This is a genomic window from Sphingomonas aerolata (genome assembly GCF_003046295.1).
Classification (GTDB): Bacteria; Pseudomonadota; Alphaproteobacteria; order Sphingomonadales; family Sphingomonadaceae; genus Sphingomonas; species Sphingomonas aerolata.
In genome coordinates, this window is sequence record NZ_PZZN01000003.1 from 692,668 (window position 1) to 713,091 (window position 20,424).

The following is a 20,424-nucleotide window of genomic DNA, read 5'->3' on the forward strand; positions in this document are numbered from 1 at the left end:
CCGAACGCATGGAAATGATCACCAAGGTCCTGACCGCCAATGCGCTGCTCACCGCGTTCGCGGTCGTCGGCATCGTCATGTGGCTGTCGAACATCCTGTCCGCCAAGCTGACGATGGGCCGGGTCCACGGCTCGGCGATCGCGATCCTGATCGGCCTCGCGCTCGCCTTCTGGGGCGGGATCGCGACGGGCGGACACAAGGGGCTCGCCGACCTGCCGATGCTCGCCGGGATCGGGCTGATGGGCGGCGCGATGCTGCGCGACTTCGCGATCGTCGCGACCGCGTGCGAGGTCGATGTCGAACAGGCGAAGAAGGCGGGGCTGATCGGCGTCGTCGCGCTGCTGCTCGGCACGATCCTGCCGTTCATCGTCGGCGCGCTGGTCGCGGCGTCGTTCGGCTATACCGATGCGGTGTCGATGACGACGATCGGCGCGGGCGCGGTCACCTATATCGTCGGGCCGGTCACGGGGGCTGCGATCGGCGCGAGCTCGCCGGTCATCGCGCTGTCGATCGCGACGGGCGTGTTCAAGGCCGTGATGGTGATGGTCGGCACGCCCTTGGTCGCCGGGCTGATCGGGCTCAACAACCCGCGCAGCGCGATGGTGTTCGGCGGGCTGATGGGGACGGTCAGCGGCGTGTCAGGCGGGCTTGCCGCGACCGATCGCCGGCTCGTACCTTATGGCGCCTTGACCGCGACCTTCCATACCGGGCTAGGGTGCCTAGTGGCGCCGTCGATCCTCTATCTGATCGTCCGCGCGATCGTGGGGGGCTGACAGCGTGGCGGATATCGAGAGCGAAGACACGGGGCTGCTGTCCGACCGGATCCGCAACGCGCTGACCGATGCGATCTCGTCCGGCGAGCTCGCGCCGGGCACGATGCTCGACGAACAGCAACTGGCCGACCGCTACGGCGCCTCGCGTACCCCGGTCCGCGAGGCGCTGCGCCAGCTCGCGACCAGCGGGATGGTCGAGGTCCGCCCGCGCCGCGGCGTCATCGTCCGTCATGTCACCGCCGAGGAGGTGATGGACATGTTCGAGACGATGGCGGAGCTCGAGGCGGTGTGCGTCCGGCTCGCCACCTACCGGATCACGCCGCTAGAACGCAGCCGTCTGCTGCGGGTGCACGAGGCGAGCGAGGCGGCGGTCGTGGCGGGTGACGTCGACGCCTATGACGCGCTCAACCGTGAGTTCCACGAGGCGATCTACCGCGCGGCGCATAATGATTTTCTGGCCGATCAGGCAATCGCGGTGCGGACGCGGCTCAACGCGTTCCGCCGGATGCAGCTACGTCAGGACCGCCGCCTCGTCAGCTCGCGCGCGGAGCATGACGCGGTGATGCGCGCGATCGCCGAGGGCGATGGCGACGAGGCGGCCCGGCGGATGCGCGCGCACATGCTCAACGCCGCCAGCGCGCTCGACAGCTATATCGCGCACCAGGACGCCGCGCACGCCAAGCCGGCGGGATGATCGCCCGGCGTGGAGGGTTCCGCCACGTATGAGTCCCCCCGGAGGCATGCTGCGCCGACTGGGATATCTACCCAGTGCACTGGTCCTTTCCGATCACGCGGCGGTGGCGCTGACGGCCTAGGGTCGCGGCGACGACCATTGGGAAAAGCAGGACGATGACGGATCAGGACGACGACCGGCCGCCGCAGACCGGGGGGGCCGGCGAGGCCGCCTATTTTCACGCGCGCGCCGATTGGCACGAGCGGCGCGCCAGCGTGGCGACCGATGCCAGCACGGTGACGCTGCATCGCCGGTTCGCGCGATTGTACCGGGCGCGGGCAGCCGACCCTCTAGTATATGAGTACCCATAATTAGCGCATAAATACCAGGAACTTACGTCCTGTTTCACGCTTTATGCGTCCGATCCGGAAGCAGTTGCGCTCCTGGAATGTCGGGAGCCCGATCATGAAAAGCCTGTCTGCGACGATCGCCTCGCTTGTGTTGATGACGGGAGTCGTCGGCTGTGCGGCACCGGCGACGCGCATATCCTCGGGGTTGCTGCGCTACGGGCTCGACGCGCCGCGCGCGGATTGCGTCGGCGAGCGGCTCCAGTCGCGCCTGTCGCTCGGGCAGCTCCAGCGGCTCGGCAAGGCGACCGCGGCGTATCGGCAGAACGACACGACGCCGGGGGCGCTGACGCCGTCCGACCTGATCCGTGTCGCCTCCGAACTGCGCGATCCGGCGATCGCGCTCGAGGTCGGCAAGGCCGCGGCGGGCTGCCGTGTCCTGCCCTGAGCCGAATTGACGTTTCCCCACTTTCGAGAAGGACAAGACGATGAACAAGGACGAATTCCAGGGCGGCGCACGCTATGTCGGCGGCAAGGTCGAGAAGACGATCGGCGATACCGTCAGCAGCCGTGACTGGCAGGTCGACGGCGTCGTCGATCAGGTCGCGGGCGGCGCACAGAATCTCTACGGCCGCGCGAAGTCCGCGGTCGCCGATGCGGTCGATGGCGCCCCGGAGCTCGCCGACAAGCTCGGCAGCGACGCCCGCGAGGCCGCCGACCGCGCCGGCCAGCTGGCGCGACAGGGCGCGCGGACCGTGCAGGAATCCGCCGAGGACGCACCTTTGCTCTGGGCACTCGGCGCCGCCGCGATCGGCTATGGCCTGGCCTGGCTCGTCCACGGCCAGCGCGACTGATCCGATGACCGCCGCCCCCGCCCTCAAGTCGCTGCGCGACTCCGCTGATCTGCGCCATCTGCGCCAGATCATCGCGGGGCTCGACGAGGGCGTGATCCTGATCGATCCCGACCAGTCGATCCTGTGGGCGAACGCTGCGGCGCTCGCGATGCACGGGGTCGACGCGGTCGAGGATCTGGGGGCGACGGTCGACGCCTATCGCGCGAAGTTCCAGCTGCGCTATCGCAACAACCACCGGTTGGGCGACGATGACTATCCGATCGAGCGCGTCGTGTCGGGCGAGGCGTTTTCGCAGGTGGTGGTCGAGGTGGCGGTCGCGGGCGAGGACAGCCCGCGCTGGGTCCATCAGGTCCGCAGCCTCGTCCTGACCGACGACCAGGACGAGCCCGAATGCCTCGTCCTGGTCATTCAGGACGTCTCGGCGCAGTTCGAGGCGGAAGACCGGTTCGAGCAGTCGTTTAACGCGAACCCTGCGCCCGCGCTGATCTGCCGGCTGTGCGATCTGAAATTCGTGAAGGTCAATCAGGGTTTTCTCGACATGACCGGGCATGAGCGCGACGGGGTGCTCGCGCGCACGCTCTACGATCTCGACATCCTCGCGCATGCCGACAAGCGCGACGTGGCGAAGCAGCGGCTGTGCGAGGGGCGGACGATCCCGCAGATGGAGGCCGAACTCGACCTGCCCGAAGGCGGTACCAAGCTGGTGATCGTCGCGGGCCAGCCGATCGATCTGGCCGAGCAGGCCTGCATGCTGTTCACCTTCGCGGACCTCGAACCGCGTCGCAAGGCGGAGACCGCGCTGCGCCACAGCGAGGACCGGTTCACGCGTACCTTCTCGCTGGCGCCGGTCGCGCTGGCGATCGGCACGCGCGACGGCCACCGGCTGTGCGACGTCAACGAGGCGTTCACCGAGCTGACCGGCTATACGGCGGCGGACATCGTCGATCGGCCGCTCGGGGTCGTCGATCTGTGGGAGACCGGTGCGATCCAGTACGAGATCGAGGGCGAGATCGCCGCCGACCGGCCGATCCGCGATCGCGAACTGCGGCTCCGATTGAAATCGGGTCAGGTGATCGACGGGATCGTCTCGAGCGAACCGATCCAGCTTGGAGGCGAACCGTGCATGTTGTGGGCAATGCGCGACATCAGCACGCGCAAGGCATCTGAGCGCGAGCTGGTCCATGCGATCGAAGCGGTGATGCAGGATACGAGCTGGCTCAGCCGGTCGATCATGGAGAAGCTCGCGCGGATCCGGACGCCGCAGGCGGATCCGGTCGGCGTCGGGCTCGACGAGCTGACCCCGCGCGAGCGCGAGGTGCTGGCGCTGATCTGTCGCGGGCTCGACGACAAGTCGATCGCCCGGACGCTCGACGTCTCAGGCAACACGGTGCGCAACCATGTCGCGCGGATCTATTCGAAGATCGGGGTCAACCGCCGCAACGCCGCCGCAGCCTGGGCGCGCGCGCGCGGCTTCGACGGAGACTCGCTGCCCGCGCGTCATCCGGCCGACGCGGCAAGCAAGGAGGTCGCAGCATGACCGACGACACGACACCAGGCGGCAAGGCCGGCAGCAAGACCGGACGCGCGCGCCAGGCCAAGGGCTCCGTCCAGGAGGCGATCGGCAAGATCATCGGCGACCCCGGTGTCGAACGCAGCGGCCGCCGCGAAAGCAAGGCCGGCGCGAAGCAGGCCCAGGCCGAGCCGCATGAAACGGATCATTCCATCGACCGCGACGGAGCCGACTGACGCCGTCGCGGGCACATTATTCAACAGGAGCATCTATGACGATCAACACGACACCCGGCGTTCTGCCGGCCGACGACCTGCGTCTTGCGAAGACGCCCAGCCGCATATCCTGGGGGGCGATCTTTGCGGGCGTCGTCCTCGCGATCGCGGTCCAGCTCGTGCTGGGCATTCTCGGCACGGGCATCGGCCTGACCCTGGTCGATCCGGTCGAGGGGACCACGCCGGGCGCTGCGGGCTTCGGCATCGGTGCCGGGCTGTACTGGATCGTCACGACGATCATCGCGCTTGGCGCGGGCGGATATGCTGCGGCACGCGTCGCCGGCGTGCATGACCGGTTCGACGGGCTCGTCCATGGCCTTGTGGTCTGGGGCGTTACGCTGATCCTGACGCTGTACCTGCTGACCTCGGCGGTCGGCGGGATCATCGGCGGCGCCTTCCGCACCGTCAGCTCGGTTGCAACCGCAGCCGGGACCGGGATCGGGGCTGCTGCGCCCAAGGTTGCCGACGTCGCCGGCGTCGACACGGGCGACGTCCGCGAAGAGGCGGCCGCCTATCTGTCGGACGCACCGTCGGATCCTGCACAGATGACGTCGGAACAGGCGCAGAAGGAAGTCTCCAAGCAGCTTCCCGCGCTCGCCCGTGGCGGGCCGGACGGCGCGCGTGCCGAGAGCCGCATCGTCGACATCGTCGCCGCGCAGCGCAAGATCGCGCGTCCCGAAGCCCAGGCTCAGGTCACGCGCGCCAAGGCACAGTTCGTCAAGACCAAGGACGAGACGATCGCGACCGCCAAGTCGGCGACCGACACCGCCGCCGGCGCCGCTGCGGGCACGTCGTTCATGGTGGTGATCGCGCTGCTGATCGGTGCCGCCGCCGCAGGGGCCGGCGCGACCGCCGCGACGCGCCGCCGCATCTGATCGCGATACGCCGAGCCTATCTCGGGCGCTGCCGGATCCTCCGGCGGCGCCTTTTTTTTTGGCCCGCGCGCTGCCGTGCCATGACCTTGGCTGCGGAATTGATTCCGATAGCGGAATGGTTGCGGCCCCCCGACCGCGCCGCGCTTTGTCCCTCTCGAGAAGTCAGCAGTTTCGAAGGTCGTCGACGTGCCCGCTGGGACCGTCGGCACCGCCGCGCCGCTGACCCGCACAGGAGGATGAAGCATGGACGTACACGTCATCTCGAAAGCAACCGGGGCCGTCACGCGCGTATCGGGAGAGGCCGTGAGCCTCGATGCGCCGAGCGTCGTCCGGCTCGACCTTGCCCGCTCCGAAGTCGCGGGGTTCGAGCGTGAGGGCAATGCGCTCATCGTCCGCCTGACCAACGGGGACCATGTCGAGGTCGCCAATTTTCATCCTGAAGATGCCGGGGTCGCACCGCATGATCTCGTCCTGAACGAACCCGGCGGCACCATGTGGCAGGCGCGCGTCGCGCCGGGCGCGCCGCGCTTCGTCCCGCTCGAGGATCCCGAGGACCTTGTCGCGGCGGCGGGCGGCGGCGGTGGCGCCTCACTCGCGCTGCCCGCTGCCCTGCTGGGCGGGGTGGTCGCGGCAGGCGGCGCGGCGGCGGCATTGGGCGGCGGCGGCGGCTCGGATACACCCGCGACCCAGCCTGATCCGGCCACCCAGCCCGTCACCACCCCACCTGTGACGACCCCGCCCGTCATCACCCCGCCCGACACAACACCCCCCGCCGCTCCGAGCGTCACGATCGCAGGTGACGGCACGTCCGTCACCGGGCTCGGCGAGGCCGGCGCGACGGTCACAGTGCGTGATGCTGCTGGCGCCGTGATCGCAAGCGTCATCGTGGCAGCGGACGGCAGCTTTACGACGCCGCTGTCACCCGCTCAGTCCAACGGCGGCAGCCTTGCCGTCACGCAGACCGACGCCGCGGGCAATGTCTCCCCCGCTGTGCAGGTCGCTGCGCCCGATACCACCGCACCCGCTGCGCCCGAGGCGGCGATCGACGCTGGTGGTGCGACGATCACCGGTCGGGGCGAGGCGGGCGCGACCGTCACGGTGCGTGATGCTGCGGGCATTGTGATCGCCAGCGTCGTCGTGGCGGCGGACGGCAGCTTCACGACGCCGCTGTCACCCGCTCAGTCCAACGGCGGCAGCCTTGCCGTCACGCAGACCGACGCAGCGGGCAATATCTCCCCCGCCGTACAAGTCGCTGCGCCCGATACCACTGCACCCGGCGCGCCCGAGGCGGTGATCGACGCCGGTGGTGCGACCGTCACCGGTCGGGGCGAGGCGAGCGCGACCGTCACGGTGCGTGATGCTGCGGGCATTGTGATCGCCAGCGTCGTCGTGGCGGCGGACGGCAGCTTCGCTACGCCGCTGTCGCCCGCACAGGCGAACGGCGGCAGTCTCGCCGTCACCCAGACCGACGCCGCGGGCAATGTCTCCCCCGCCGTGCAGGTCGCTGCGCCCGATACCACCGCGCCCGGCGCGCCCGAGGCGGCGATCGACGCTGGTGGTGCGACCGTCACCGGGCGCGGCGAAGCGGGCGCGACCGTCACGGTGCGTGATGCTGCGGGCATTGTGATCGCCAGCGTCGTCGTGGCGGCGGACGGCAGCTTCACGACGCCGCTGTCGCCCGCGCAGGCGAGTGGCGGCAGCCTCGCCGTCACACAGACCGATGCTGCGGGTAATGTCTCCGCTGCGGTGCAGATCGCGTCGCCCGACCTCACGGCACCGGTGACCCCCGCCGCGGCGGTGAGCGGCGACGGGACGCTGCTGAGCGGGACCGGCGAGGCGGGCGCGACCGTGACTGTGACCGACGCCAATGGCGTGGTGATCGGCACCGCGACCGCCGGGACGGACGGCGGCTTTGCGGTGCCGCTGTCGCCGGCGCAGACCAATGGCGAGACGCTGGGCGTCAGCCAGGCGGATGCGGCGGGCAATGCCTCACCCGTGGTCGGGGTCGTTGCGCCCGACATCACCGCGCCGGCAGCACCGACGATCGCGCTCGACGGCACCGGCACGATCGCGACCGGCACGGGCGAGCCGGGTGCGACCATCACCATCACCGGCGAGGACGGCGTTGTGCTCGGAAGCGGAAACGTCGACGCCGGCGGACGCTACGAAATCACGCTGCGGTCGGCGCAGACCGATGGTGAACGGGTCGAGGCGGTTCAGAGCGACGCCGCAGGCAATGCGTCGGGCACGGCGAGCACGATCGCGCCCGACTTCACCGCGCCGGCGCAGCCGGTCGCCGCGATCAACGGGGACGGTACGCTGGTGACGGGGACGGGCGAACCCGGGGCGCAGATCGTGGTCCGCGACCTTGCCGGCACGACGATCGGCATCGCGCAGGTCGGGGTCGACGGGCAATATAGCGTGCTGCTCGACCCGGCACAGGCGAATGGCGAACGGCTCAACGTGATCCAGACGGACGCCGCAGGCAATGCCGCGTCCCCACTGTCGCTGATCGCCCCCGACGTGACCGCGCCGGCGGCCCCGGCCGCCGCGCTCGATGCGACGGGGACGATCGTGAGCGGCACGGGCGAGCCCGGCGCCCGGATCTCGGTCCGCGACGCCACCGATACCGAGATCGGCGCGGCGATCGTCGATGCGCGCGGCAATTACGATGTCGTGCTCGTCCCGCCGCAGATCGACAGCCAGCTTATCTCGGTCGTGCAGGCGGATGCCGCGGGCAATGTTTCGACCGCCACCGCGCTGATCGCACCCGACCAGACCGCGCCAGCTGCGCCAACCGGGACGGTCGCCGCCGATGGTGCAAGCCTGACCGGGACCGGAGAAGCGGGTGCGACACTGACGGTGCGTAGCCCGGTCGGCGCGGTGATCGGCACGATCATCGTCGCGGGCGATGGCAGCTATACGGTAACGCTGACGCCGTCGCAGATCGACGGGGAAACGCTGAGCGTGCGGCAGGTCGATGCCGCGGGCAATGCCTCGCCCGAGGCGACCGCTGTCGCGCCCGATCTGGTCGCCGATCTCGGCCCCGATGCACCGACCGCGACGATCACCATCGACGGCAGCGCGGTGACGGGGAGCGCGGTAGCGGGCGCGACGGTCACGCTGTTCGATGCCGATGGCGTGGTGATCGCGACGGGTCTCGCCGCGGGCGACGGACAGTATAGCATCGCGCTCGTCCCTGCGCTGCGTGACGGCGAGACGATCCGCGTGACGCAAACCGACGGCGACGGCAATGTCTCGCCCCCCGCGACCGCGATCGCGCCCGACCTGACCGCGCCCGACGCCCCCAGCGCGGTGCTCGACCAGACGGGTACGGCCCTGACCGGGACGGGCGACGCCGGCGCGGCGATCACGGTACGCGATGCCGACGGTACCGTGATCGGCACCGCGACCGCGAATGCCGCCGGGGCCTTTGCGGTGATCCTTGATCCTGCGCAGCGCGATGGCGGGACGCTTGCGGTGACGCAGGCGGATGCCGCCGGAAATGTCTCGGCCCCCGCGCTGATCGCAGTGCCCGACGTCACCGCCCCTGCAGCGCCGACGGCGACCGTCGAGGGCGATGGCAGCCTGCTCGTCGGCACAGGCGAGGCCGGTACGATCGTCACCGTGCGCGATCCATCCGGCACCGCGATCGGTACCGCGACCGTCGCCGCCGATGGCGGTTTCCGTATCGTGCTCGACCCCGTCCAGGCGGATGGCGAGACGCTGAGCGTGACGCTGACCGACGGGGCGGGCAATGTGTCCGCACCCGCCACCGCGATCGCCCCCGACATCACCGCGCCGGGCGTGCCGACCGCGACGATCAGCGGGGACGGTTCGGTCGTCACCGGATCAGGCCAGGTCGGCGCCACCGTGACCGTCACCGCGCCCGGCGGAGCGACGCTTGGGACCGCCATCGTCGCCGCCGACGGCGCCTATGCCGTCGCCCTCGTCCCCCCGCAGCTCGACGGCGAAGCGCTGTCGGTCGTGCAGGCCGATCGCGCGGGCAATGTCTCGGCCCCGGTGGGACTGCTGGCCCCCGATACCACCGCACCCGACGCGCCCGCCGCGACGATCAGCGGCGATGGCAGTCTCGCGACCGGTACCGGCGCGCCTGGTGCGACGATCAGCGTCACCAACGCGGCGGGCATCGTGATCGGTACCGCGATCGTCGCGGAGGACCGAAGCTATGCCGCAACGCTGACCCCGGCGCAGGCCAATGGCGAGAGGCTCGGCGTGACGCAGGCCGACGCGGCGGGCAATGTCTCCGCGTCGACCGGCGTGACGGCCCCGGACATCACCGCGCCGCCTGCGCCCGTCGCGATGCTCGACGCGAGCGGATCGGTCGTCATGGGCACCGGCGAGCCCGGCGCGACGCTGACGGTCCGCGATGCTTTTGGTACGCCGCTGGGAACCGCGATCGTCACCGCGCAAGGCGAGTATAGCGTCACGCTCGCGACCCCGCAGATCGACCGCCAGACACTGAGCGTGTCGCAGGCCGATGCCGCGGGCAATCCGTCGCCCGCAACCACACTGACCGCGCCCGACCTGACCGCGCCGGCCGCGCCGCTGGCCACCGTCGCGCCTGATGGACTCACGCTCACCGGTACGGGCGAGGCGGGAGCGACGGTGACCGTCCGCGATCCGCTGGGCCGCGTGCTGGGTCAGGCCGTCGTCCAGGGCGACGGCACCTATACGGTGCCGCTCGATCCGGCGCAGACCAACGGCGAAGTGCTGGGGGTCGACCAGCGGGACGTTGCCGGAAACGGCTCGCCCATCGTGACCGCGACCGCACCGGACCTCGTCGCGGACACCACGCCCGATGCGCCGAGCGCCGCGGTCGACCCGGATGGCGCTGCGGTGGCGGGGACGGCGAATGCCAGTGCCGCGGTTATCGTCTATGATGCGGTCGGGACGATCATCGGCACCGGCGTCGCCGGTCCGGACGGAAGCTACCGTGTCGCGCTCGTCCCCGCCCGGATCGACGGCGAGACGGTCCGCGTCACGCAGACCGACGCGGACGGCGACGTCTCGCCGCCCGCCACCGCGGTCGCGCCCGACCTGACCGCCCCCGCCGCCCCCACGGCAATGCTCGATCTGACGGGAGGCGTCGTCACGGGCACGGGCGAACCGGGCGCGACGATCACGATCCGCGCGGCCGATACGACCAGTCTGGGCACCGCGATCGTCGGCGCGAACGGCGCCTATGCGGTGACGCTGACGCCCGCGCAGACCGATGGACAGACGCTGGCCGCGACACAGGCTGACGCTGCGGGCAATGTCTCGGCGCCGATCGCGCTGGTTGCGCCCGATTACACCGCGCCCGCCCTGCCCGTCGTCACGATCGCACCGGACGGCAGCACGGCGACCGGGATCGGCGAGCCGGGTGCGACCGTGACGATCCGTCTCGGTGCCGTCATCCTGGGCACCGCACAGGTCGCCGCGGATGGCAGCTACACCGCGCAGCTGAGCCCGGCGCCGGTCAATGGCGAGACGCTGTTGGCAAGCCAGGCCGATCCCACCGGCAACGTCTCGGCCATCGCGACCGTCGCGGCGCCCGACATCACCGCCCCGCCGCCGCCGATCATCTCCGCGATCACCAATGACGGCACGACGCTGACCGGGACGGGCGAGGTCGGCGCACGGGTCGAGGTTCGCGATCCCGATGCCACGCTGATCGGCGTCGCGACCGTCGATGCCGATGGCCGCTATACGGTCACGCTGGCGCCGGCACAGGCGGCGGGCGGGACGCTGAGCGTCACCCAGGCCGATGCCACGGGGAATGTCTCGGTCCCTGCCAGCATCGCCGCCCCGTTCGACATCGCCGCGTTCGGCAATGTCGACGCCGCCGGCCTCGATCTCCTGCCGACCACGGCCCCGGTCGATCTGGGGAGCGCCCGCTATCTTGCCCTTGTCTCGCTGGGCCTCGTCGACCTCGACGCCGAGGTGCTCGCGGTTCGCAACGTCCGCTTCTCGGTGGCGGAGGGCCACAGCCTGGATGCACGGTTCACCTATGACGCGGCGGTGTCGATCGGCGTTGCCAGCGACTATGCGGTGGTCGTGCAGAAGCTGGTGGGGACGCAGTGGGTCGCGGTCACCGGCAACGGACCGGCCTCGCTGCTCGAGATCGGTCTGCTCAACGGCAATCTCAGCGCGACCGAGACGCTGGGACCGGGCGTCTACCGGGCATTCCTGACCTTCCAGGGGACGGCGGGACTTGGGTTGCTCGGCGATCTGTCGGTCGCCGGGATCGATTCGGACTTTACCGACATTGCCGGTGCAACGCCGATCGCGGCGACCGGCAATGTCATCACCGACGCGGGCCCGGGTGGCGAGATCGACGTCACGGGCCCCGGAACCCGCGTCGCCAGCGTCACGGTCAACGGCGTGACGACCGACGTCGGACCGGACGGGAGCAGCGTCACCGGCGCCTGGGGCAGCCTGAGGATCAACCCCGACGGCAGCTACAGCTACACCCCCGTCGCGAATGCCGGCGCGATCGGGCGGACCGAGACCTTTACCTACACGCTGGTAGACCCGACCGATGGCGAGCGTGAAACCGCGACGTTGACGATCGCGATCGGCAGCCCGGACATCACCGGCGCGCCGCTTGCGGTCGCCGACCAGGCGTTTGCCGACGTGACGTTCCAGAATGTCGTCACCACGCTGCCGCCCGCACAGGCGTTCGACTTCACGTCGACCGGGGCGATCCTGACGGGGCAAGCCACCGGCACGGGCACTGGCAGTTTCACCGTCGCCCCCGCCGCGGTGTCGGATATCACGATCGTCGCCGCACGAACGGGCGGGCTGCTCTCCGTACTGCCGGCCTATACCGTCAGCGTGCGGAACGCCGAGGGAGTCGTCGTTCGCACCAGCACCATCAATACGGCGTTGAACCTGGGGCTCGGCGGCGTCGCGACCTTCACCTTCGACGACCTGCCCAGCGGCAGCTATTCCTACCAGGTCAGCAGCAATGCTGCGCTGAGCGTCGGGAGTTTCGGCACCACGGTCTCGCTGGGCTCGAGCACCTTGTTCCTCAACGATTACACGCTGGCGACGCGCGAGACCGCGACGGGCAATCTGCTCGACAATGACACGACCAATACCAGCTTCGCGGCGATCCGCGTCGATCGCGGCAGCGGTTTTGCCGAGATCGGCGACACTCCGGTCACGCTGACCGGCCGATATGGCACGCTGCAAATCGATGAGACCGGCGGCTATGCCTATCAGCCCAGCGCGACGCTCGGCTTCTCCGCAGTCGATCTCACCGACAGCTTCACCTATCAGCTCGTCCAGCCCAATGGCGTGCTGTCCACCGCGACGCTGACCGTGACGATCGACGTGCCCGGCGACGGACCTGCCGCTGCGGCGGGCTTCGCATCGGTCGCATCGGACGCAAACGGGTTCGCGGAGCTGACGGCGCTGGTGGAGACCGGGGACCTCGACGTCATCCCGCTCGACGCGCTCACGGTACAGAGCGTCGAATCGGGCGCGTTCGCGGCGGCCGGACCGGTGATCGGGCTCGCCACCTATGATCTGTTCGAGGGTCAGGGCGAGTTGGAGGACGTGCTGTCACAGTATCTTGCAGAGGAACCACAAGCATCGATCCGAGAAGAGCCCGATACGGTTTCGTTCGATCCGATCGTCGTCACGGAAATCGCCACCGTCGTCGATCCGTTCGATTACCTCGCCACTATCCCGGATCAGGATCAGAACGGACTTGTCACCAGTCATGTTGTATAAGCATTCGAAACTGGTCTTTTCTAGAACCATTTCAGCAACTTAAAGACTGTTTACTCTATACGTTTCGTTAAGCACCCCTGTCCTTTGCTGGTGCCAGCAGAGGACAGGGACGCAATGATCACTTCCACTATGAGCGCGATGCGATCGCTGGCCGCGGGCGTCCTATTGGCGGCTGTGCCGTGCAACGCCGGGCAAGCGGTCGACACCCCTGGCCCCGCGACGCCGGGTCCGGTGACGCTCGAAACCGCGGCACGCGAAGCGGTCGCCTGGCATCCGTCGCTGACCGAGGCAGCGGGCGCGCTGGCGGCGCGCGGCGAGGAGGTGAAGGCGGCACGCGCGGGCTATCTCCCCACCGTCAGCGCCGGGATCGGCAGCGGGTTTGACAGCCGCGTATCGGGCACCCTGCGGCCGCGACCCCAGTTGGGCGCGTCGCAAATGCTGTTCGATTTCGGCAAGGTGTCGAGCGAGATCGCGGGCGCGCGCGCCGGGACGCGGGTCGGGCGTGCCGAGATGCTGCTCGCGGTCGACACGCTGATCCGCGACACAGCCTATGCCGTGATCGAATATCAGCGCGCGTCCGCACAGCGGATCATCGCGGCCGAGCAGGCGGACCGGATCCGCGAGATCAGCGAGCTTGTCGGCAAGCGTACCGCCTTTGGTGCCGCGACGCGATCGGATGCGCTGCAGGCGCAGGCGCGGGTCGAGGCGGCGACGGCGAGCCTCGCGACGGTCGAGGCGGCGGAACGCCGCTGGGCGAGCAATCTGGCCTTCCTGCTCGGTCGCGACGCCCCGCCCGCCGCGGTGTCCGCCGACGTTCCGGACTGGCTGATGCGGAGCTGTTCGGGTCCGGTGCCCGCCTGGGAGACGGTGCCGCTGGTCATGGCCGCCGAGGCGCAGGCGGACCGCGCCGCCGCCGCGCTGCGTCGCAGCCGCGCGGACCGCTATCCGACGCTGTCGATCGGCGGCGACGCCTCGACCGACGTGACCGCGCCGCTCGGCAATCGCAGCATCTACAATGTCGGCCTGCGCGTCTCGAGCAACATCTTCGCGGGCGGCGTCACGCGTGCGCGTGCGCGCGGCGCGGCGTTCGAGCTGGAGGCGGCCCAGGCCGCCACGCGCCGGGTCCGCAACGAGAGCAGCCAGCGGCTGGCAGAGGCCCGCCAGCAGATCGACAGCCTGTCACAGGTCGTCGCCACGCTGCAGTCGCGCCAGACCAACATGCGCGAGACGGGGCGGCTGTACCGGATCCAGTATCTCGAAATGGGCACGCGCACGCTCGTCGATCTGCTCAACGCCGAACAGGAATTCCAGCAGGTCCGGTTCGAGGCGGTGAACGTCGCGCAGACCCTGCGCAGCCTTCAGGTCGATTGCCTGTATCTGTCGGGCCGGATGCGCGACGCGTTTGCGCTGTCCGGTGCGACGGTGCGCGGGGTGACGCTGTGACCGCCGATCGGGTGCCGATCGCGGTGGCGGCGGGCGGACCGGGCGCCGGCATCGACGCGTGGCTCGACCTGCTTGGCCGCGTTGCCCGCCACTATCGCCTGCTGCTGTCCGAACAGCGCGCGCGGCTTGCCGCACACTGGGAGCTGGGCGACGGTGACGAGGCGCGTATCCGCACGCTGGCGCGCGCGACCGGGCTCGGCGTGCAGTTCGTCCCCGCCGCGGGGATGCGGCTGACGAGCTGGCGGCTGCCGCTGATCGTCCGGCTGCGCGACGGCGAGATCGCGCTGATCGAGGGGATCGACGCGGAGGGCCAGGCCCGGCTGATCGTGCCGGGCGACCGGGGTGGAGCGACGCATCTGCCGATCGACCAGCTGACCGCCGGCGCAACCGGCTATGTCATTCCCCGGCCGTCGCGCTCGGCGCCCGACACGCGGATCGACGCCTATATCCGGCCATTCCAAGATCACTGGCTGCGCGACATATTGATGGCCGACGCGCCGTCCTACGGCCATGTCATGGTCGCGTCGGTGGTGACCAACTGCCTGGGGCTCGCGGGCGTGCTGTTCTCGATGCAGGTCTATGACCGCGTCGTGCCGGCGGGCTCGATCCCGACGCTGACGATCCTGTTCGTCGGGGTGCTGATCGCGATCGGCTTCGATTTCGTGTTGCGACGGCTCCGCACGAACATCGTCGATGTGCTTGGCAAGCGGGCCGATTTGCGCATCTCCGACCGGGTCTTCGGTCACGCGCTGCGGGTCCGCAACCGCGCGCGCCCGACCTCGACCGGTACGTTCATCTCGCAGCTGCGCGACCTCGACCAAGTGCGCGACATGCTGACCTCGACGACCGTCGCGACGGTCGCGGACATGCCCTTCTTCCTGCTGTTCCTTGGCGTCCTCTGGTATGTCGGCGGCGCGCTGGCGCTGGTGCCGCTCGCCGCGCTGGTCCTGTTGCTGCTGCCGGGGCTGCTCGCGCAACGCCGGCTGCGGATGTACGCGACCGAATCGATGCGCGAATCCTCGCTGCGCAACGCGATGCTGGTCGAATCGGTACAGGGTATCGAGGACATCAAGGCGCTGCAGGCGGAGGACCGGTTCCACCATCAGTGGAACCACTATACCGCGGTCGCGGGCGAGGCGCAGCTCAGGCTGCGCGGGCTGACCAACGGCCTGTCGGTGTGGACCCAGAGCGTCCAGAGCGGCGTCTATGCCGCGATCATCTTCGTCGGCGCCCCGCTCGTGATCGCGGGCGACATCACCACCGGCGTGCTGGTCGCCACCTCGATCCTCGGCTCGCGGATGATGGCGCCGATGGCCCAGGTCACACAGCTGCTCAGCCGGTTCCAGCATGCCAAGGTGGCGATGGGCAGCCTCAACCAGATCATGGCGCTGCCCGTCGACACCGCCGACGCGGATCACCGCATCCCGCTGCCCGCAGTCCAGGGCGACTTCGCGCTGCGGTCCGCGGTCTTCACCTATGCCGATCCCAACGCGCCCCCTGCCCTGACGGTCCAGACGCTCGACATCGCGGCGGGCGAGCGGATCGCGTTGCTGGGGCGCAACGGCGCTGGCAAGTCGACGCTGCTCCAGGGCCTGTCGGGGATGCTGCAGCCGGTGTCGGGCGAGGTGCTGCTCGACGGCCTCGCGCTGCATCAGGTCGATCCCGCCGATGTCCGCCGCGACATCGGCCTGCTGACCCAGACCTCGCGGCTGTTTCACGGGACGCTGCGGGAAAACCTGACGCTCGGCGCGCCGATGGCGTCGGACAGGGAGATCAGCGAGATGCTCGCGATGGTCGGCGCGGACGGGATGGTCCGCCGGCTGCGCGACGGGCTCGGCCATGTCGTGCAGGAGGGTGGCAGAGGCCTGTCGGGTGGGCAAATCCAGGGGCTGCTGCTCGCGCGGCTGCTGCTCCGCCAGCCGAGCGTCGCGCTGCTCGACGAGCCGACCGCGGCGATGGACGAGGGTACCGAGCGGCACTTCATCGCGCGGCTCGGGGCGTGGAGCCGTACGCGTACATTGATCGTCGCGACCCACCGCATGCGGATGCTCGAGATCGTCGACCGGATCATCGTGATCGACAACGGCACCATCGTCCTCGACGGGCCCAAGGACCAGATCCTCGCGCAGATGCGCGGGACGCGGAGTGCCGCGGCATGAGCGCGCGGGCGATCGACGACGACCACCTGTTCGGCGGTGAAGGCAGCGTCCGGCTCGCGACCGCGACGCGGCTCGTCTGGATCCTGGCCGCGCTGTTCGTGGCAGCACTCGGCTGGGCGTGGTTCGCGGCACTCGACGAGGTGGCGACCGGCGAAGCGCGCGTCGTGCCGACCAGCCGCGAACAGGTGATCCAGTCGCTCGAGGGCGGGATCCTGACCAAGCTTCCGGTGCGTCAGGACGATATCGTCACCCCGGGGCAGCTGCTCGCACAGCTCGATCCGACCCAGGCGGGGTCGACCGTCGACGAGACCGCCGCCAAATATCGCGCCGCGCTGGCCAGCGTCGCGCGGCTTCAGGCGGAGGCGAACGGCACGCCGCTGACGTTCGCCTCCGAGCTCGACCGCTATCCCGAGCTGAAGGCCGCCGAGACGCAGCTCCACGACACCCGGCGACGCAGCCTGCAATCGTCGATCCAGCTGATCGACCAGAGTCTGGCGCTGATCGGACGCGAGGTCCGGATCGGGGAATCGCTGATCGCGGTCGGCGCGGCGAGCAATGTCGAGGTGTTGCGGCTGCAACGCCAGCGGGCCGAGCTCGAGCTTAAAAAGGCCGATCTGCGGTCGCAATATATGGTCGAGGCGCGACAGGATCTGGCCAAAGTGACCGAACAGGTCGACTCGCTCGCACCGGTGGTTCGGGGGCGCTCGGACACGCTCTCGCGCCTCACGCTGCGCTCGCCGGTCCGCGGGGTCGTCAAGAACATCGAGGTGTCGACGATCGGCGGCGTCGTGCCGCCCAATGGCAAGCTGATGGAGATCGTCCCGCTCGACGACCGGCTGCTGATCGAGGCGCGGATCCAGCCGCGCGACATCGCCTTCATCCGCCCCGGCCAGGCAGCCAGCGTCAAGGTGACCGCCTATGACTATTCGATCTATGGCGGCCTGACGGGCAGCGTGGTCAGCATCTCGCCCGACACGATCCGCGACGAGGTGAAGCCCGACATCCTCTATTACCGCGTGTTCGTGCGGACCAAGGCGGATTCGCTGACGAACAAGGCCGGCGCGCGGTTCGCGATCACCCCCGGCATGGTCGCGACGGTCGATATCCATACCGGCAGCAAGACCGTGCTCCAGTATCTCGTCAAACCCCTCAACCGGGCGCGGGAGGCGCTGCGCGAACGATGACCGATGTCGCACGCCGCAACCTGCGCGCACCCGGCGCGGGCGCCCCGCGACCGATCGCACCCGCTCTGCTCGCCCGCGCGCGACAGGCCCGCCAGCTGCGCGCGACGATGAGCGCGTTCCTGCCACAGGACCTGCTGGTCGATCCGGCCTGGGACATGATGATCGACCTGTTCATTGCGGCCGCCACCGGCGAGACGCTCTGCGTGAAGGATCTGACGCTGATGTCGGGGGGCAGTGCGGCGGGGACGATGCGGCGGATCGATCGGCTGCAACAGGCCGAGCTGCTGCGCCGCCATGTCGATCCCGCGGATCACCGACGCGTGCATGTCAGCCTGACCGATACCGGCCACAGGGCGATGGCGGCGATGCTCGACCATCTGTTCGATCGCGGCGCCGGGGATGCGGCCCCGGCGGTGGCGCCGAAATCCTTCGCACCGGGCAAGCTGCGCGGCTGACGGGCACGGCGTCAGCCGGCCGCGGCGGCACCGGGGAAGCGGACGACGATCGTCGTGCCGCGGTCCGCTGCGCCGAAGCCGACGGTCGCGTTCAACCGCGCGACGGCGGAGCGGACGATCGCGAGCCCGAGCCCGCTGCCCTCCGGGCTGCCCGGTGCGCCGAGACGGACGAAGCGGTCGAACGCGACCTCGCGCTGGTTGTCGGCAATGCCCGGGCCGTCGTCGATCACTGCGATCGCGGTCTCCCCGCGCGACGTCTGGAGGCTGACCGTGACCGTACCGCCGCGCTGATTGTAGCGGATGCCGTTGTCGACGAGGTTCGACAGGATTTCGAAGATCAGCGTCCGGTGCCCGGCCACCCGGTAGGTCTCGACCGGGTCGGTTTCGAGCGTGAGGTCGATCCCCGCCTCGATCGCCTGGTTGATCTGGCGGGTGATGACCGCGGCGGCCACCTCGCGCAGGTCGACGGTTTCGAGCGGGGCGGACACCCCCGCCTCTTCCGCCCGCGCCAGCGCCAGCAATTGGGTGACGAGCCGTTCGAGACGCGTCACGGCGTCGGCGATTTCGTCGAGCGCCTCATGCCGTTCGGCGCCCGAACCGCGCCGCGCGAGCGCCACCTGAACCTTAAGGACCGAGAGCGGCGTGCGCATCTGGTGCGATGCGTCGGCGGTGAAGCGCCGCACACCGACCGTCGCGGTATCGAGCTGCGCGAGCAATCGGTCGAACGCGCCGGCGAGCGGGCGGAGCTCGCGCGGCAGCGGCCCCGTGTCGAGCGGCGAGAAGTCGGGCCGCGCCCGCTTGTCGCGCGCCTCGATCGCGCCGCGCAGCCGGGCCAGCGGGCGCAGGCTCCACCCCAGCGCCGGGCGGAGCAGCAGCGCGGCACCACCGACCAGGACGCACTCGCCGATGAGCAGCGCGATCATCAGACGGCGGGTCAGGGCTGACCGATTGTCGATCGTCTCGGCGATCTGCACGATCACCGGCCGGTTGATCCGCGGCAGGTCGCGACGGACCTCGGCGATGCGGATCCGCTGACCGCGATAACGCGCAAAGCGGTAGGCGGGCACATCGACCGCGAGCCCGGCGGGATCGGGTGCGGGCAGGTCGGCATAACCGGTGAGCAGGTCCCCGCCGACCGCGATGCGGTAATAGACATTGTCGCGTTCGGCGTTCTCGAGCATCCCGAACGCGGCGGCGGGAAGGTCGAGCGTGACCTCGCCGCGCTCGACCTGCACGGTCTCCGCGATCGCCCCGAGCGCGCCCCCGAGCACGCGGTCGCTGGTGCGCCGGACGACGTCGGTGATCAGCGTCGCGCCCACCACGCCGATCAGGATCGCCGCGGCGAGCAGCGGACCGAGCACCGCGACCAGCAGGCGCGTCCGCAGCGCGGGGGCACGCGCCTCAGCCCGCATCGAGCATATAACCGACGCCGCGGACGGTGCGGATACCTGGACCGTCGGGGGCGAGTTTGGTCCGCAACCGCGTGACATGGACCTCGATCGCGTTGCCGCCGACCGGCTCGTCGAACCCGAACACCTCGCCGATCAGCAGCTCGCGCGGCACGACGCGGCCCGCGCGCATCGCCAGCGCCTCGAGCACCGCGCGTTCGCGACGGCGCAGATCTAGGACCCGGCCGGCGATATCCGCATCGCCCGTCGAGCGGTTCATCGTCAAGCTCCCCACGCTCAGCACCGGGAGCGGATCGCCGCCGCGTCGCCGTCCCAGCGCGCGGACCCGCGCCTCGAGCTCCTCGGGGTCGAACGGCTTGCGCAGATAGTCGTCGGCGCCGAGATCGAGCCCGCGCACGCGGTCGTCCAGCGCATCGCGTGCGGTCAGCATCAGCACGGGCACGCGCTCGCCGCGTCGCCGCAGCGTCTCGAGCACCGCGAAACCGTCGATCCCGGGCAGCCCGACATCGAGGATGACGAGCGCATAGGGCTCGCCCGCGACGATGCCGAGCGCCTCCTCGCCGCTCGCGACATGATCGACCGCATTGCCGCCCGCCCGCAGCAATGCCGCGATGCTGCGCGCGAGGGCGGCGTCGTCCTCGATCAGCAGAATGCGCAAATCGGCTTACCTCGTTGATTCAAAAGGGCGTGAAAGGTTGGTGACAGCTTCGATTCGTATTCCACC

Annotated in this window: 15 protein-coding genes; 13 read left to right on the forward strand and 2 right to left on the reverse strand. The window is 70.0% G+C overall.

What is annotated here, in order from left to right:
- Positions 1 to 8 precede the first annotated feature (8 nt).
- The 13 genes from madM to C8J24_RS15755 all read left to right on the forward strand — a co-directional run bounded on the left by madM (position 9) and on the right by C8J24_RS15755 (position 18,291).
- A complete protein-coding gene (gene madM / locus C8J24_RS15695; RefSeq protein WP_056022622.1) occupies positions 9 to 773 on the forward strand; it encodes a malonate transporter subunit MadM in 765 nt (254 codons plus the stop codon).
- A 4-nt stretch (positions 774 to 777) separates the two neighbouring features.
- On the forward strand, positions 778 to 1,467 hold the full coding sequence (locus C8J24_RS15700) for a GntR family transcriptional regulator (RefSeq protein WP_031440053.1): 690 nt from the start codon (positions 778 to 780) through the stop codon (positions 1,465 to 1,467).
- A 155-nt stretch (positions 1,468 to 1,622) separates the two neighbouring features.
- Complete coding sequence (locus C8J24_RS15705; RefSeq protein ID WP_056676852.1) at positions 1,623 to 1,817, forward strand: hypothetical protein; 195 nt, start codon at positions 1,623 to 1,625, stop codon at positions 1,815 to 1,817.
- A gap of 94 nt (positions 1,818 to 1,911) precedes the next feature.
- Positions 1,912 to 2,241: a hypothetical protein gene (locus C8J24_RS15710; protein WP_107933817.1), complete on the forward strand. Its 330-nt coding sequence runs from the start codon at positions 1,912 to 1,914 to the stop codon at positions 2,239 to 2,241.
- A 40-nt stretch (positions 2,242 to 2,281) separates the two neighbouring features.
- Positions 2,282 to 2,647, forward strand: coding sequence for a CsbD family protein (locus C8J24_RS15715; RefSeq protein WP_031395490.1), 366 nt, complete (start codon positions 2,282 to 2,284; stop codon positions 2,645 to 2,647).
- 4 nt (positions 2,648 to 2,651) lie between these two features.
- Complete coding sequence (locus tag C8J24_RS15720; RefSeq protein ID WP_107934290.1) at positions 2,652 to 4,184, forward strand: PAS domain S-box protein; 1,533 nt, start codon at positions 2,652 to 2,654, stop codon at positions 4,182 to 4,184.
- Complete coding sequence (locus tag C8J24_RS15725) at positions 4,181 to 4,393, forward strand: CsbD family protein (RefSeq protein ID WP_056408432.1); 213 nt, start codon at positions 4,181 to 4,183, stop codon at positions 4,391 to 4,393. Before C8J24_RS15720 ends, C8J24_RS15725 begins: the two co-directional genes overlap by 4 nt.
- Positions 4,394 to 4,428: 35 nt before the next feature.
- The gene (locus tag C8J24_RS15730) at positions 4,429 to 5,307 is read left to right on the forward strand and encodes a hypothetical protein (RefSeq protein WP_107933820.1); all 879 of its coding nucleotides are present in this window, start codon (positions 4,429 to 4,431) and stop codon (positions 5,305 to 5,307) included.
- 243 nt (positions 5,308 to 5,550) lie between these two features.
- Positions 5,551 to 13,050, forward strand: coding sequence for a BapA/Bap/LapF family large adhesin (locus tag C8J24_RS15735; protein WP_146163716.1), 7,500 nt, complete (start codon positions 5,551 to 5,553; stop codon positions 13,048 to 13,050).
- Between the two features lie 114 nt (positions 13,051 to 13,164).
- Positions 13,165 to 14,493, forward strand: a complete 1,329-nt coding sequence (locus C8J24_RS15740) for a TolC family protein (protein ID WP_244180768.1) — start codon at positions 13,165 to 13,167, stop codon at positions 14,491 to 14,493.
- Positions 14,490 to 16,652, forward strand: a complete 2,163-nt coding sequence (locus C8J24_RS15745) for a type I secretion system permease/ATPase (protein ID WP_244180770.1) — start codon at positions 14,490 to 14,492, stop codon at positions 16,650 to 16,652. The genes C8J24_RS15740 and C8J24_RS15745 overlap by 4 nt, the downstream gene beginning before the upstream one ends.
- Positions 16,649 to 17,836: an HlyD family type I secretion periplasmic adaptor subunit gene (locus C8J24_RS15750; RefSeq protein ID WP_107933824.1), complete on the forward strand. Its 1,188-nt coding sequence runs from the start codon at positions 16,649 to 16,651 to the stop codon at positions 17,834 to 17,836. Before C8J24_RS15745 ends, C8J24_RS15750 begins: the two co-directional genes overlap by 4 nt.
- Positions 17,833 to 18,291 carry a MarR family transcriptional regulator gene (locus C8J24_RS15755; protein WP_107933826.1) on the forward strand — a complete coding sequence of 153 codons (459 nt, stop codon included), beginning with the start codon at positions 17,833 to 17,835 and terminating at the stop codon, positions 18,289 to 18,291. Before C8J24_RS15750 ends, C8J24_RS15755 begins: the two co-directional genes overlap by 4 nt.
- Positions 18,292 to 18,302: 11 nt before the next feature.
- On the opposite strand, the gene C8J24_RS15760 is transcribed toward C8J24_RS15755, so the two are convergent.
- Positions 18,303 to 19,703, reverse strand: coding sequence for a sensor histidine kinase (locus tag C8J24_RS15760; RefSeq protein WP_107933828.1), 1,401 nt, complete (start codon positions 19,701 to 19,703; stop codon positions 18,303 to 18,305).
- Positions 19,693 to 20,358 carry a response regulator transcription factor gene (locus tag C8J24_RS15765; protein WP_031439546.1) on the reverse strand — a complete coding sequence of 222 codons (666 nt, stop codon included), beginning with the start codon at positions 20,356 to 20,358 and terminating at the stop codon, positions 19,693 to 19,695. The genes C8J24_RS15760 and C8J24_RS15765 overlap by 11 nt, the downstream gene beginning before the upstream one ends.
- Positions 20,359 to 20,424 lie beyond the last annotated feature (66 nt).

Excerpts from the sequence above, each read along its gene's own strand:
- madM (WP_056022622.1), top strand. The coding sequence starts at position 9 with ATGGAAATGATCACCAAGGTCCTGACCGCCAATGCGCTGCTCACCGCG.
- C8J24_RS15705 (WP_056676852.1), top strand. The coding sequence starts at position 1,623 with ATGACGGATCAGGACGACGACCGGCCGCCGCAGACCGGGGGGGCCGGC.
- C8J24_RS15710 (WP_107933817.1), top strand. The coding sequence starts at position 1,912 with ATGAAAAGCCTGTCTGCGACGATCGCCTCGCTTGTGTTGATGACGGGA.
- C8J24_RS15715 (WP_031395490.1), top strand. The coding sequence starts at position 2,282 with ATGAACAAGGACGAATTCCAGGGCGGCGCACGCTATGTCGGCGGCAAG.
- C8J24_RS15720 (WP_107934290.1), top strand. The coding sequence starts at position 2,652 with ATGACCGCCGCCCCCGCCCTCAAGTCGCTGCGCGACTCCGCTGATCTG.
- C8J24_RS15725 (WP_056408432.1), top strand. The coding sequence starts at position 4,181 with ATGACCGACGACACGACACCAGGCGGCAAGGCCGGCAGCAAGACCGGA.
- C8J24_RS15730 (WP_107933820.1), top strand. The coding sequence starts at position 4,429 with ATGACGATCAACACGACACCCGGCGTTCTGCCGGCCGACGACCTGCGT.
- C8J24_RS15735 (WP_146163716.1), top strand. The coding sequence starts at position 5,551 with ATGGACGTACACGTCATCTCGAAAGCAACCGGGGCCGTCACGCGCGTA.
- C8J24_RS15740 (WP_244180768.1), top strand. The coding sequence starts at position 13,165 with ATGATCACTTCCACTATGAGCGCGATGCGATCGCTGGCCGCGGGCGTC.
- C8J24_RS15750 (WP_107933824.1), top strand. The coding sequence starts at position 16,649 with ATGAGCGCGCGGGCGATCGACGACGACCACCTGTTCGGCGGTGAAGGC.
- C8J24_RS15755 (WP_107933826.1), top strand. The coding sequence starts at position 17,833 with ATGACCGATGTCGCACGCCGCAACCTGCGCGCACCCGGCGCGGGCGCC.
- C8J24_RS15760 (WP_107933828.1), bottom strand. The coding sequence starts at position 19,703 with ATGCGGGCTGAGGCGCGTGCCCCCGCGCTGCGGACGCGCCTGCTGGTC.